Source organism: Cellulophaga baltica (assembly GCF_018861125.1).
Classification (GTDB): Bacteria; Bacteroidota; Bacteroidia; order Flavobacteriales; family Flavobacteriaceae; genus Cellulophaga; species Cellulophaga baltica_A.
This window is the reverse complement of record NZ_JAHKQN010000018.1, coordinates 1-12,534: the sequence shown is the minus strand read 5'-3', so window position 1 is coordinate 12,534 and position 12,534 is coordinate 1. Positions and strand designations below refer to the sequence as shown.

The 12,534-nt window shown below is 30.4% G+C and carries 17 protein-coding genes and 1 pseudogene; 2 read left to right on the top strand and 16 right to left on the bottom strand.

Annotated elements, in window-relative coordinates:
* Nucleotides 1-202 precede the first annotated feature (202 nt).
* From KO500_RS08340 to KO500_RS08305, 8 genes are all read right to left on the bottom strand, one after another.
* Nucleotides 203-1,279, bottom strand: coding sequence for a hypothetical protein (locus KO500_RS08340; protein WP_215956079.1), 1,077 nt, complete (start codon nucleotides 1,277-1,279; stop codon nucleotides 203-205).
* Nucleotides 1,280-1,509: 230 nt separating this feature from the next.
* Entirely contained in the window at nucleotides 1,510-2,286 is a 777-nt protein-coding gene (locus KO500_RS08335) for an acetoacetate decarboxylase family protein (protein WP_215956078.1), read from the bottom strand.
* 68 nt (nucleotides 2,287-2,354) lie between these two features.
* Nucleotides 2,355-3,098, bottom strand: a complete 744-nt coding sequence (locus KO500_RS08330) for an SDR family NAD(P)-dependent oxidoreductase (RefSeq protein WP_215956077.1) — start codon at nucleotides 3,096-3,098, stop codon at nucleotides 2,355-2,357.
* A 4-nt stretch (nucleotides 3,099-3,102) separates the two neighbouring features.
* Nucleotides 3,103-3,681 carry a DUF4334 domain-containing protein gene (locus tag KO500_RS08325; protein ID WP_215956076.1) on the bottom strand — a complete coding sequence of 193 codons (579 nt, stop codon included), beginning with the start codon at nucleotides 3,679-3,681 and terminating at the stop codon, nucleotides 3,103-3,105.
* Between the two features lie 260 nt (nucleotides 3,682-3,941).
* On the bottom strand, nucleotides 3,942-4,526 hold the full coding sequence (locus KO500_RS08320; protein ID WP_215956075.1) for a Crp/Fnr family transcriptional regulator: 585 nt from the start codon (nucleotides 4,524-4,526) through the stop codon (nucleotides 3,942-3,944).
* Nucleotides 4,527-4,674: 148 nt separating this feature from the next.
* Nucleotides 4,675-5,088, bottom strand: a complete 414-nt coding sequence (locus KO500_RS08315; protein WP_215956074.1) for an organic hydroperoxide resistance protein — start codon at nucleotides 5,086-5,088, stop codon at nucleotides 4,675-4,677.
* Nucleotides 5,089-5,100: 12 nt separating this feature from the next.
* Nucleotides 5,101-5,562 (bottom strand): MarR family winged helix-turn-helix transcriptional regulator, encoded by a 462-nt coding sequence (locus KO500_RS08310; RefSeq protein WP_215956073.1) that lies wholly within the window; start codon nucleotides 5,560-5,562, stop codon nucleotides 5,101-5,103.
* A gap of 2 nt (nucleotides 5,563-5,564) precedes the next feature.
* The gene (locus KO500_RS08305; RefSeq protein WP_215956072.1) at nucleotides 5,565-5,993 is read right to left on the bottom strand and encodes a DoxX family protein; all 429 of its coding nucleotides are present in this window, start codon (nucleotides 5,991-5,993) and stop codon (nucleotides 5,565-5,567) included.
* Nucleotides 5,994-6,347: 354 nt separating this feature from the next.
* Here KO500_RS08305 and KO500_RS08300 point away from each other — a divergent pair, with 354 nt between their 5' ends.
* Both KO500_RS08300 and KO500_RS08295 read left to right on the top strand, forming a co-directional pair.
* On the top strand, nucleotides 6,348-6,824 hold the full coding sequence (locus KO500_RS08300) for an Hsp20/alpha crystallin family protein (RefSeq protein ID WP_215956071.1): 477 nt from the start codon (nucleotides 6,348-6,350) through the stop codon (nucleotides 6,822-6,824).
* A gap of 90 nt (nucleotides 6,825-6,914) precedes the next feature.
* Nucleotides 6,915-7,403 (top strand): hypothetical protein, encoded by a 489-nt coding sequence (locus KO500_RS08295; RefSeq protein ID WP_215956070.1) that lies wholly within the window; start codon nucleotides 6,915-6,917, stop codon nucleotides 7,401-7,403.
* Nucleotides 7,404-7,618: 215 nt separating this feature from the next.
* Here the strand turns inward: KO500_RS08295 and KO500_RS08290 are convergent, their stop codons facing one another.
* From KO500_RS08290 to KO500_RS08255, 8 genes and pseudogenes are all read right to left on the bottom strand, one after another.
* Nucleotides 7,619-8,374 (bottom strand): hypothetical protein, encoded by a 756-nt coding sequence (locus KO500_RS08290; RefSeq protein ID WP_215956069.1) that lies wholly within the window; start codon nucleotides 8,372-8,374, stop codon nucleotides 7,619-7,621.
* Between the two features lie 207 nt (nucleotides 8,375-8,581).
* Nucleotides 8,582-9,091: a hypothetical protein gene (locus KO500_RS08285; protein ID WP_252732456.1), complete on the bottom strand. Its 510-nt coding sequence runs from the start codon at nucleotides 9,089-9,091 to the stop codon at nucleotides 8,582-8,584.
* Between the two features lie 165 nt (nucleotides 9,092-9,256).
* Nucleotides 9,257-9,757 (bottom strand): tetratricopeptide repeat protein, encoded by a 501-nt coding sequence (locus tag KO500_RS08280; protein ID WP_215956067.1) that lies wholly within the window; start codon nucleotides 9,755-9,757, stop codon nucleotides 9,257-9,259.
* Entirely contained in the window at nucleotides 9,758-10,246 is a 489-nt protein-coding gene (locus tag KO500_RS08275; protein WP_215956066.1) for a hypothetical protein, read from the bottom strand.
* A gap of 204 nt (nucleotides 10,247-10,450) precedes the next feature.
* Entirely contained in the window at nucleotides 10,451-10,927 is a 477-nt protein-coding gene (locus tag KO500_RS08270) for a hypothetical protein (protein ID WP_215956065.1), read from the bottom strand.
* 61 nt (nucleotides 10,928-10,988) lie between these two features.
* Nucleotides 10,989-11,606 (bottom strand): annotated as a pseudogene (locus KO500_RS08265) (IS3 family transposase); the annotation flags it as partial.
* Nucleotides 11,607-11,636: 30 nt separating this feature from the next.
* Nucleotides 11,637-11,846 (bottom strand): hypothetical protein, encoded by a 210-nt coding sequence (locus KO500_RS08260; protein ID WP_215956063.1) that lies wholly within the window; start codon nucleotides 11,844-11,846, stop codon nucleotides 11,637-11,639.
* Nucleotides 11,846-12,241 carry a transposase gene (locus KO500_RS08255; protein WP_252732454.1) on the bottom strand — a complete coding sequence of 132 codons (396 nt, stop codon included), beginning with the start codon at nucleotides 12,239-12,241 and terminating at the stop codon, nucleotides 11,846-11,848. Before KO500_RS08255 ends, KO500_RS08260 begins: the two co-directional genes overlap by 1 nt.
* Nucleotides 12,242-12,534 lie beyond the last annotated feature (293 nt).

Genomic DNA, 12,534 nt, shown 5'->3' with positions numbered 1-12,534 from the left:
TTTTTAAAATCAAATCCTTCTATATTAATTTCTCTTCTAGCAACTATATAATTCAATTCAAAAGAGGTAGGATTAACAACCCATTCTGCTAAATATTTACCAATATTTCCAAATCCTATTATAGCTATTTTTACGAGTAAATTTCTGTTGTTGTATTAAAAATTTATTGTTCTTATAAATAAATTTAGTAGAGCTCAAATTTTTAAGCTTTACCAAGATACATTAACTCCCAAATTGCTTTGTCACTTGAGTACGACTCAAGAAGTTCATCGTTTTTGTAAACTTTTAATTCTGCAATTCCTGTAAACCTATAATAAATACCATCAAAACCAGTAATCATTTGTGCTAGCTTGTATTTTATATTCTTAGATCCTATAACTGATAGTAATAAATCTTCTGTTTCAATAGTTTTTTTACGGAATAAATTATATTCATATCTATAACCTGTCTCAGGGTTTCTATAAATAAACGAAACATCATCACTAATATCTTTGTTATGCTTACTGTCCATTTTACCGTAAGTTCTATAGGCTTTTACCAATTCTTCATTATCTACAATGGTTTTTCCATCTTTAGAAAGGTTATATACAATTAAACTTTCATTATTAAAATCATCAGCCGAGATTGATTCTGAAGCAATAACACTATAAGGCCCTATTTCTGATCTTGACCAATACCAGTGATTCATTAAATCGACCATGCTTGCGTTACCCCAGTTATGGTCATGATAACAAGAACCTTCTGTTTTGGCAGTATCGCCTTTATATGTGTATGTTAACTCTGCATGGCCTTGTGGTACAGCTACTACCCAAGCAAAGTAGTTTTTATCCCCAAATTCATTATATCCGGTTTTTGGTCTCCAGCTTTCCGTTGTTCTTTTAATTTTTGCAGATAATTTTAAATCTTCATCTTCAAAATAAATTTCATATTCACTTAAATTTCCTCTAAAGTAATTTTTGCCAATCTGAACATTACAAGATTCTTTTGATGCAGAAAACTCGTCCTTATTATACTCTATCCTTTTAACAATAGAACTTCCATCTGGTTTATCTATATTTATGGTAATTAAAGGTAAAAGCGGTTCTTTAATTTTGTTATACTGTTTTGTATAAAATACTATTACAGCTGTAGAACCATCTTTTAAATGGGCATCAAAATACCACCATTCAAAAGTTCCTTTTTCACCCGTAGTACGAAATCCATCTTCCCAAACTTCAGGAATATTACTTTCTTTAAGACCATACTTTTTAAAATCGGTACTTAATTTTGCGTGTTTCATAATTATAAAAATTAAAGATGTTTATTATTTACTTATTGCTTGAGAATCTTAGCTGAACTACGACAACAAGTATTTTACCTTTTTTAATTCTTTTTTCAATCGCATTAAGAACATCTTTAGGGTAAGAGGTCTTGTGTTTTTTGAAAAAAGCGATTTCAATTAAACATCGAAACCGCTTTTGGTTAAAAATTTAAAAAACGGTTTCTAAATTTATAGACTTACTTTACTTACTATTTAAGGTAATTATGTAGCGTAGTTCCGCAAGTTAATACCCAATCATACTTTAAATAGTATGACTCAAGAACTTCTTTTACAGGTAAAGCACGACCAGTATCTAAAAGTATATCTCCATTAATTTTTCCTTCTAGAGGTCTCATTTCCTTCATTTTTAAAGAACCATCAACCATATTTGGTGTATTAATCTCTAAAACATCCCAACCGTTTCCACTAACATTAGGAATGGCTTTACAAAGTAATAAAGGCCCTTGAGGTACCGCAGATCCAAGATTATCTGGTGCTTCTGATGTCCAAGTTTTAAAGTCTAAATCCCATAATGTTTTTCCATGACGTTCCTTCACAACCTTTACATCATCCTTTCCAAATTCACCATTTATAGAAAATATAGCTTCTCTTTTAGGATAACCATACAGCAATTGACCGCTCAAAATAGGAGATATATCACTTTCTGGTTCAATAGAACCTAAGTAGAGTTGCGCAGCATATTCACCAATTACAGTTTCTCCATTTACTTCTATGGAAGCTGGAACAGAAATAACAGACTCCCAATAAGGTCTAATTTTTTTCTCTGTACATTCAAACTTATTAATTCGTAGTAATACCACATCTTCGTAACCTGGTACAAAACTTAATCCTTCAGGTAAAAAACCTTCAAGTGCAGCTTTATCTGTTTTAAAAGCTATGGCATAGGTTTCAGAATCTGGAAATGAATAATCTGGTCTATCAAAATTTGATGTTATTTCATTTGGTATAAAAAATTGTTTTTTCATGATTATATTTTTTAAAATTATTATTTACGCATTTGGGCGCTTATTTTATTATGTTTATTAATTGATATTTACATAAATCTATTTAAAAACGCCATTATACCAGCAGCACCTGGATAGCAGATTTTTTTTCCTTTTTTAATGCTTTTTTCTACAGCATTTACAACAGCTTCAGGAGAAGAGGTCATATATTTTTTGAAGAAAGTGCTATTGAACATATCGGGTTGATCCGTTTCTTCTGCTTGTTTTAAAAGCGGTGTATTTACAGCTGGCGGACAAACCAATAATATTCTAACTTTAGATTTTTTGTTTTCTTCAATTAATACTTTGGTGTAAAAATTATTAGCACTTTTTGTAGCACCATAGGCACCAAATTTGGGAGTAACCAGCATACCTGCAGTAGAACCGTAAATAATAACATCACCACTATTTCTTTTTAACATTTCAGGCACTACAGTTTGGCATATATTAACCATTCCACTGTAATTGATTAGCATTAACTTGTTGATATGTTCTGCGTTTAAATCTTTCAGCAAACCGGCCGGCATAATCCCAGCGCAATTAAATAAACGATCTATAGGTCCAAAGTCAGTAACCACTTTATTAATTACTTCTCGTACTAATTTAATATTTGTTACATCGCAATAGTAGGGGTGTATGTTTTCTGATCGAGAAGCTGTTTCTTCTAATCCTTTTTCATTTACATCTAAAATGGCAACTATAGCGCCTTCTTCTGTAGCTAATTTTGTGGCATGTAATTGACCTATTCCACTGGCTCCTCCAGAAATCAATACTATTTTATCCTTGAATTTCATATGCTTAGAATTTTATTTGGTAGTTAGACTCATTATCTCTTTCTAATACAAAAGCATAAGGGAAATTTGGAGAATCTCCTTTTTTGTCCATAAGTCCCAATACGGTATTCTCATTAATTTTTATAAAATGATCATTAATAGGTTTATCATCATATTGCATTGTTGCTGTTGCTTTTCCTCTATACTCAATCATTCTTAGCCGAGCACCAGACTTTTTTGTTTGTAAAAACGGCTTTGCTAATGACATTAAAACACCTATAATTTTGCTAGGAACTTTTACATCCATAGAAAGTTTCTTGGGGTTTACAGCATATAATTGAGTTTTATTCTTAGCAAAGAAAACTAACGGATGTACTTCTTCGGGAGATTTAAATACTTTTCCATACCAGCCAGAAGGTACTAACATACCATCTAAAGAATGGCCTGTTTTAATTTCATAACCTTTCCAACGACCGGTCATAAAACCTAAACTTACAGGTTCTAATTGGTCATAAATTCTTACTACGTCAGAAACATCTCCTTCTCCATTACTTAGTATTTCGTTTAAGAGTTCTGTGTTTACTTTTTTATTATTTGTGTCCATAAATGCTATTTTAATCACTTGTACGTAATCGAGTAAATAACTCTAATACAAAAGTATAATAGCGTTCAAAGTAAATAACGCACCATATGGTGCAAATAGGTTTTATTGGATTTTATTGATTACATTTTTATGCGCAGGGAGATAGGCAATATTTTTTATTTTAAAATACTTGAATCAGCAAAATCTCTATTGATTAACATAGTTTTCAATTATGGTTGTACATATAAGATGGATGCTTTTTTGTATAAAGTAATGAGGGTTTATTGCTGTTTTGAAAAAACACGCCTAAATGTGTTTCTATGAATACCTAAATAGGAGGCAATGTGTGAATAAGGAAATAATTCAAAAGCTTTAGGCTTGTGTTTTTGTAATAATTTTATTTTTTCTTCTGCTGTACCAAGTTGTAATGTCTTACTTCTTTGCAAAGCATATTGAAATTGTTGTTTTACCAATAGCATTTCTAAATGAAGAAAACGAGGATACTCTGTGTAAAGGTTTATGATTTCTTGAATATCAAAGAAACCTACAAATGATTCTTCCTGAAATTTAATATTTAAATTAGAGCTTTCATTTTGTAAATAGCTCTCATAATTAAAAAGAATATCTTGATTATTGGGGTAGAAGAAGTGTTTTATAACTTCTTCTCCATTATCATCCATTTTATAAGAGTAAGCTGTGCCTTTAAATATTACGCCTATTTTTTCACAAGGTGTTCCTTCTTTCAAGAAAAGGTCATTTCGTTTAAAATAACACGTTGTTATATGTTGCTCTAAAATAGATATTTCGTCATCTGTAAGGTTAAAATGAGGATATCTCTGTTTTATAAGCTCTGATATATTGATCATTTTAAAATAGATGCGTTTTCATTTCAAACAAATTTAAATATAAAATTTACTTTTAGTAAAGTTAGTTATGCTAAACTCTTATTAAATAATAAAGTGGTATGAATTTTAATTCAAACCACTTTTATTTATTTGCAGTGTTTAAAATAGCTTATTTTAAATTTATTTTAACGTCTACATTTCCTTTCAAGGCTACAGAATATGGACATACTGCGTGTGCTTTTTCTAACAATTCTTGTGCTTTTTCTTTTTCTACACCTTTAACTTCTACATCTAAAACTGCTGTTAAACCGTATGAAGTTGGGTTGTGCATTACTAAACCTATGTTAGCAGTGGTAGCCGATTCAATTGCTATTTTTTCTGCACCAGCAACCATTTGTAAAGCACTGTCAAAACAAGCTGAATATCCAGCTGCAAATAATTGTTCTGGATTGGTGAATTTTCCGCCTTCTCCACCCATTTGTATTGGCATTTTTAAATCAAACTCAATCACACCATCCGAACTTTTCACATGTCCGTTTCTACCTCCTGTTGTTGTTGCTGCGGTTTCAAATAACTGTTTCATAATTTATATCTTTTATTTATTATTCGTTTTATCTTGTATTATATGTAATAACTTGACTAGATTATTTTTGAATGAAATAAGCTCCGATTCATTAAAATCTTCTGTTGTAAAAGCACTTTGAATTTTCAAAGGAATTTCTGCTGCTTGCTCTTTTAATTTTTCTCCTTTTGTACTTAAAGACACCATAACCGTGCGTTCATCTGTCTTAGATCGAATTCTATGAATAAGTTCTTTTTGTTCTAAGCGTTTTAATAATGGAGTAAGTGTATTGGATTCTAAAAATAAACGAGCACCAATATTTTTGACTGACATTTTCTCGTACTGCCACAAAGCCAATAATACCAAATACTGTGGGTAGGTAATATCCAACGGTTTTAAGTGTGGTGTATACATTTTTGTCGTTAACCGAGAGGCAGCATACAAAGGAAAACACAATTGATTATTAAGTTGTAATTGTTCGCAAGTAGTACTCATAATTATTTTTTTATTTTATTTTTAAGATATGCTAATGCTCCTGTTGACCATAATGCCCATAAAATAAATACAGGCTGAAAAAACAATCGAATTAACCTTTTTTGATCTGTGTCTAGTCCAAAGGCACTAATACCATTAGTGTATTGCGAAATATTCCCTGGAAAGATTAATACATAAAATACGGCTAAAGCTATTCCTATTTTTATTTTGTACTTAGTTAGGAAAACCATTGCAAATCCTAATGAAATTTCCACAATACCTGATGACAGTACCATAAAATCCATAAATAGCGCATTATCTGGTAACCAACGAGGTACTTGTGCTAAAAATTCTTGTCTTTGAAAAGTTAAGTGTCCTACACCTGCTAAAAGCATTAGTCCTCCTAAAATTACTCTAGCTATGTTTTGAAAAATTGAAGTTTTGTTATTCATATCGTTAAAGATTAAATCGCACACGATGCAAATGTAGTAAAAATTTTAAAAAAACCAATTTTACAATGTTTATTGTTCGTAAAGAGACATAGTTTACATAAGTTACATTCATAGGTTTTAATACTATTTATTAGTCTAGTTCTTAAATAATCAATCGATTGTAGAATGTAAATAGGTCGGTAATTTAGATTAAAACATGTCAATAATTCATTAATATGTCAAAATTTCAGAGAATTAAGTGGTTTTTCACATAAAAACTGGTTCTGTTTATTTTGGTATTTTTTTTGTTTTATTGAAGCTGAAATCAATTAAGATTTCAAATTTGAAATAATGTTTAATTTAAATTTTTTAATTATGAGCAATTTAGTTAGTGTTCCTAAAAATGGAAGTTTAGCGAACAGCAATTCAAATCAAAACTTCCCAAATTTGTCAAATTGGTTGGATGATATCTTTAATAGAGATCTACAATCAGTATTCACTTCTAATTTTAATACTGGAATTACTTTACCCAAAGTAAATATTAAAGAAACTGCCGATGCTTTTATGGTTGAAATGGCTGTTCCAGGTCTAAAGAAATCAGATTTTCAAATTGACCTCGATAATCAAGTATTATCTATTTCTACAGAAACAAAGGAAGAAAGTGAACATAAAGAAGAAAAATATACACGTAGAGAGTTTGGTTATTCTTCGTTCAAAAGAACCTTTAATTTACCAGAAAGTGTAAACGATGAAAAGATCAATGCAAATTATGAAAATGGTATTTTAAATATTCTTTTACCAAAAAAAGAAGAGGCTAAACAAAAACCAGCCAGAAGCATTAAGATTTCATAATTGTTTCACTAAATTTTAGAGTAAAATATTAAGAGGATGCTGATTTTTCAGCATCTTCTTAATAACAAGTTGAACTTAAAATATAAAGTGATGAAAAAGTATATTTTGTTATTTATAGTTGGCTTGATGAGCGTTGGCTGTAAAGGGCAAGAAAATGAAACTAAAAAAGTTGAAAAAGAAGAAAATCAAACCAATATAGTTGAAGAGCCTAAAGGCACTTGGAAAGTTGATAAAGAATTTGATGAAAACGGAAACCTAATTAGATATGACAGTATTTATTCTTGGTCTTCGAACAATAAGTTCGGTAATCTCTCATTGTCTGATAAAGATAGTCTGATACAATCTTTTAAATCACGATTTTTCTCAAACTATTCAGGATTTGAAAATCAAGGATTTGAAGATGTTTTTTCTCAAGATTCACTTTTTAGCAAACATTTCTTTAATGATGATTTTTTTGGAAGTAATTTAGGAAATGACTTTATGGACATTGATAAATTAAGGCAACAAATGATTGCGAGGCAGAAGAAGTTTTTAGAAAAATATCAGTCGGAATTAATTAAACCTGAAGACGAAAACTAAATTGTTTTTGTCTTTTTTTTCTTCCGTATTCGAGTGTTTTTGCATTACACACAACATCTCGATTAAGCACTTAGCTAAAACTTTTTATTTTTTTCTGTTCTAAAGCGAAATGAAAAGATTTCGCGGACTTAGTAAAATATACAAACCAATTCGTTTATGCCCGAAGCCCGTATTGTTTATAGGTTGTGTTGTGTGTAGGCTTTTCCGTCCGAGTTTTAGTTTTGATTGAACCTTATTTTATTTTTGAATTGTGAAAGATTTATTTGAATTTCATTCAATTCACACTTGAACATTTTTCCATTGATATTATACCCATAAAAGGCTATACCGTCGTTATTCTCTGTTAAAATCAATGTTGGCCAGTTATGCGCAAACATTAAATCAAATCCTTCAACTTTTGCTAAACCCCAACTTGGCGATTCCCAGTTCGGAATGTTCTCAACTTGGTTCCTATGCATAATGAATTGGCTATCAAAATAAATTGTGTCATTAGATTTAGGAATGTTTGCAAATTCTGAGAAGTCTACATAATTAGGGATATTAAATTCAAAAGCTTTTCCTGTTAACTTCTCTTTCCAAATAGAATTGTTTTTTAAAGTATCTGGGATTTTTTTTAGTACAATTTCACGTTGTACCGAACCGGTTATGTTTATGACTAGGCTATCTCTATTCACTTTATTAATCTTGAAAGCAAAACCATTAACATTTTCCTCTGACTTTAAATTAAACTTCATACCAAAGTCAAAATAATTACTGCCTCGAACATTTTGTAAAGAACTTAAATTATAATAATAAATTTTTTGGTTTTGGATATCCCACACACCTTGTCCGTCACTTTTAAATTCTGTCTGATTGTTGTCAGTTGTATGGTTAAGTACCCAAACGCCTTCTATTCGTTTATTCAAATAAAATAAATAGCCACCTCCACTTAATAGAGAAAAAAATAATATTAGAATGAGTGCCCTTTTCATAAGAACTTTGAGTTATGCTAGCTTTTTTTTAGCTTGTTAACGTTTAGGCTATGGTTAGTACGGGAATTAATAAGCGATTAACTTCCGATTAAGCAATTAGCCAAAACTTTTTATTTTGTTTTATATTTTTTGTTCTAAAGCCAAATCAAAAGATTTGGCGAACTTAGTTAAAAACTCTAAACTTTGGGTTAAGCAACAGAACCCGTATTAATTATAGCCATTGTTGTGCGTTCGGCTTTCTTTTGAGCCTGTTGATTTCCATTTACCTTTCTTAAAAAACATATTGTGAAATTTCGGTGATTTAAATACTAAATAATAATTCCAAGCACTTCTATAAGTTGTCGGATTACTTGTCAAAATATGGTGAGTTGGTTGTGTCATATTAATAATCAAACGTGCCGAATTGTATGGTTCAGTCGTACTTATTTTTCCTTTATATGTTTTTAATATCGTTTCATTGTCAGTTTCATAAAAGTAGATTGAGTCATTTTCCATTATTTCAAATCGGAAGTGGTTATATTGCCAATCTGTTTGTTTGCCTTTAAAAAGCTCTCTGTTAATCACATATTCTCCATAATAATCTTCTTTATCCAATACAGTTTTTGCTGTCAACCATTGAGTAATTCCCGATAAGAATGCAAGTCCGAAAATTCCGAGCCAAATAATTCCAAGTATTTTTCCAATCAGTATTTTTCGAGATAACAGCCATATAATCAATAATATTCCCGTTAATGGAACAAGAATGAAAATGAAGAATAAGTTAAATCCAAAACCCATAATAATTACTTAGTGTCTTTTTTTCGGCTGACGCAAAACGTTAAATATTTGGCGACTTTGCAAATAGACAACAATCTTTTGATTAAACACTAATTGCCCAATTTGTTATATATCGTATCGTGATGCGTTATTTTCCATTGCACTCATCATTTTTAGAGCACTTTTAGCAAGTCCGCTTTCTGGAAACTCTGTCAAAGTTCTTTGATAATATTCCTTTGATTTTATACCATTCCCTATTTGAGAGTAACAAAAGCCTATATTCGCTAAAGCCATTTCTCGATATGACATTTTGGAAGAGCTTAATAAAGTAATAAATCGGTATTTGTCAATCCATTCATATTTTTTGAAAAAAGTATAACTCTTTTGAAAGTCAAGAATTGCTTCTTCAAATTTTTCAGTATTGTTTTTCTTTATTCCATTTCTATGGTCTTTTGGAATTAAGTTTCTTAAAGAGAATGAAATCAACAAGTAAGTCATTGCGCCATAAATAAATGCCTTTTCTGGATTTATCAAATACCATATGAAAATTATAGCTCCCATAATTATTAGGTGAGGAATTATAGAAATCCAATTAGTCTGTCTTACTGTTGGTACTTTTGAACTCATTTAATTATTCTGTTTTTTCTCAAGTTTAGTTATTCCTATAATTCTTGTCAATTTATTCAGTCCGGTCTTAGAAACAAAGCGAAAACTCAACTCCATAAATATAAATCTCACAAATACAATTAACACTATCAAAGGGATAATTATTCCAAAAGATTCTTTAATTCCGTTTGTCAATGCTATAATTACGAATCCGATAATTGGTATTAACATCAAAATCGAAAACATAATTTTAAATGCTTTATGAATTCGAACTTCAATTTCGCCAGTTTTTCCATCAAATTTTCCATTTAACACGCAAATTGCTCCGTGACCAATTTCAGATGATATTATTTTAAATCCGTTTTCATTTACTTGTCCACGAAATGCTTTTTTTGTCCAGTCAGAAATGAGGGAATCAGTTATATCAGTATTCCGTTTTAATTCACCCATTGCTATAGAATTAATTTCACTTAATTCAGCTGTAAAATTTCTTTTCGGAAATAATTTCATTCAGTTTACAATAATTTTCTTTAATGCACCATAACGGTTGGGCTAAGCGTAGTGCGGAGGCAAGGAAACTTGTAGTTTTCGTCTGCGTACTAAGCTAAAGCTTTTGGTTTTGATTTGTTTTTTGTTTTATCCAAAGCTAAATCCAACAGATTTAGCGACATTATAAATATACAAAGACCTTTCCGTTTTGCCCTATAGTCTGTATTACGTTTGGGTATTGTTAGCATTAGTTTTAATTACAAGTTGCCGAAATCTTTCATCATTTTTCAGTACTTTATTTAAACGAGTTTCAAGTACTTCACTTCTCCTTTTACTTAAGATATCTCTTAATAAAAAATGCACCGAAATAGAGCCACTATATTTTGTAAAAATACAAGGGAGGTTATAATAAATATTCGATTTATCACGAGCATAAATACCCCATTTCGATTCAGGTATTAATTCAATAAAAGTTTCTCCAATATAAGATGCGATTCCATCTAGGGCAAGATTGTTTTTTTTATTTTTTAAATCCGCTTCACTATATTCTGAAAGGATATATTTTTCTAATTCAGAAAGAGATTTTATTGAATAATCTAATTTGATTTTCATATAATTCACATCGAAAGATTTTTTCCAATTATCAATTCTTGTAAATGTATTTTCCTTCCAGATTTCGAAAGTCTCTTCTTTCTGATTCATTCTAGTAGAGTTTATTTTAAATGTCACGTCCTAAAATACGGCTACAGATTAATATTATTATTTAAGCGGCATCTTGATGCACGTAATTTGGTGTTTTATAATCTAAAGATAAATGTAATCTTTTAGAGTTGTATAATTTGATTGCATTTTTGGTTGCTTTTTTAGCATGGACCACACTGGTAAAGGTTTGATCAAGATAGAATTCATCTTTTAGAATACCGTTGACCCTTTCGGCTAGGGCATTTTCATAGCAATGATTTTCTTCTGTCATACTGATTTTAATTTTCTTTCTTTTTAGTATTTGGGTATAGATATTACTGCAATATTGAATACCTCTATCAGAATGATGAATAAGCTTTTTAATATTTTTAGCATTATAAATAGCTTTGTTCAAAGCTCTGACACAACCTTTTAGTTCTAAGCTATCACTGAGGTCGTATCCAACGATTTTACGTGAGTACATATCTGTAATCAAGGCTAGGTAACAGAATCCTTTAATGGTTCTTATATAGGTAATATCGGAAGCCCAAACTTGATTAGGTTTATTAATAGTAAGATCTTTTATACTATTTCCATACTTGTAAAACCGATGATATGAATTGGTTGTCCTAGAAGAATATTTTTTTCTTCTTATGAGCAACTTATTTTCTCTTAAGATTCGAAACAACTGGTCTCTTCCTACTTTAAGGTTGTACTTGTGAAAGTCATTTTATAATGACCTCATTAACTTTCTGGTGCCTTCTCTAGGTAGTGTTCTCCTGCTTTCACGAACAAGTTCAATTATATCTTGTTCTATCTGTTTTTTGATAACAAACCTTTTTTGGTATTTGTAATAAGCATCTCTTTTTAGATCAAAAGCATTGCAGATAGTACCAACTGAAAACAGTCTTTTATTACGATCAATAGGAACTACTTTCATTAAGGCTTTATGTTTAAGTTTTTTTTTAATTCATCAACATCTCTATAACCTAAGTTCTCTGCAGCTACCTCGAGATAGCTATCGGTCACCAGTTTGTCCAAGTCTTTTTTAATAAGAAGGTCCTTAAGTTGCTTTAGCTCTTTTTGCAGGGCTTTGATACGGGATAGTTCATCGTCTGTTTGCACGGTTACACGGGTGTTCATTAAATCTTTACGATCATATTTTTTGATCCATACGTTTATAGTACTGGATTGTATTCCGTAAGTTAAGGCTATTTGTCTTTTAGAAAAGTTTCCTTTAGTAAGTTCTGCTAAAACTTTGAGTTTAAAACTCTCGCTATAGCGTTTTACATATCCATCATTTTTATACATATACTTGAAGTGTTGTGTATACATATTTCAGGACGGGTCAAAATTAATGCTAACGTTTTTGTGTATGATTTCGTTGCGTGTTTCAGCAACTAATTTAGCAAATACAAACCGAATAGAAAATTCGCGAGGATTTTCGTAAGTAGGCGAGTATTAGCAATGAATTATACACATCTTAAGTTTGATTTCTATTAAATTTAGTTATAAATCAGAAAGAATAAAAGAGAGAATTAAGGTTACTTTATACGGTGAAGCTGAAGACTTCGACAACATTGATAATCCTCTCTCTTTTACTACTTACATCACGTTCAGTTCCTTTA

Excerpts from the sequence above, each read along its gene's own strand:
- KO500_RS08340 (WP_215956079.1), bottom strand. The coding sequence starts at position 1,279 with ATGAAACACGCAAAATTAAGTACCGATTTTAAAAAGTATGGTCTTAAA.
- KO500_RS08335 (WP_215956078.1), bottom strand. The coding sequence starts at position 2,286 with ATGAAAAAACAATTTTTTATACCAAATGAAATAACATCAAATTTTGAT.
- KO500_RS08330 (WP_215956077.1), bottom strand. The coding sequence starts at position 3,098 with ATGAAATTCAAGGATAAAATAGTATTGATTTCTGGAGGAGCCAGTGGA.
- KO500_RS08325 (WP_215956076.1), bottom strand. The coding sequence starts at position 3,681 with ATGGACACAAATAATAAAAAAGTAAACACAGAACTCTTAAACGAAATA.
- KO500_RS08320 (WP_215956075.1), bottom strand. The coding sequence starts at position 4,526 with ATGATCAATATATCAGAGCTTATAAAACAGAGATATCCTCATTTTAAC.
- KO500_RS08315 (WP_215956074.1), bottom strand. The coding sequence starts at position 5,088 with ATGAAACAGTTATTTGAAACCGCAGCAACAACAACAGGAGGTAGAAAC.
- KO500_RS08310 (WP_215956073.1), bottom strand. The coding sequence starts at position 5,562 with ATGAGTACTACTTGCGAACAATTACAACTTAATAATCAATTGTGTTTT.
- KO500_RS08305 (WP_215956072.1), bottom strand. The coding sequence starts at position 5,993 with ATGAATAACAAAACTTCAATTTTTCAAAACATAGCTAGAGTAATTTTA.
- KO500_RS08300 (WP_215956071.1), top strand. The coding sequence starts at position 6,348 with ATGAGCAATTTAGTTAGTGTTCCTAAAAATGGAAGTTTAGCGAACAGC.
- KO500_RS08295 (WP_215956070.1), top strand. The coding sequence starts at position 6,915 with ATGAAAAAGTATATTTTGTTATTTATAGTTGGCTTGATGAGCGTTGGC.
- KO500_RS08290 (WP_215956069.1), bottom strand. The coding sequence starts at position 8,374 with ATGAAAAGGGCACTCATTCTAATATTATTTTTTTCTCTATTAAGTGGA.
- KO500_RS08280 (WP_215956067.1), bottom strand. The coding sequence starts at position 9,757 with ATGAGTTCAAAAGTACCAACAGTAAGACAGACTAATTGGATTTCTATA.
- KO500_RS08275 (WP_215956066.1), bottom strand. The coding sequence starts at position 10,246 with ATGAAATTATTTCCGAAAAGAAATTTTACAGCTGAATTAAGTGAAATT.
- KO500_RS08270 (WP_215956065.1), bottom strand. The coding sequence starts at position 10,927 with ATGAATCAGAAAGAAGAGACTTTCGAAATCTGGAAGGAAAATACATTT.
- KO500_RS08260 (WP_215956063.1), bottom strand. The coding sequence starts at position 11,846 with ATGAAAGTAGTTCCTATTGATCGTAATAAAAGACTGTTTTCAGTTGGT.
- KO500_RS08255 (WP_252732454.1), bottom strand. The coding sequence starts at position 12,241 with ATGTATACACAACACTTCAAGTATATGTATAAAAATGATGGATATGTA.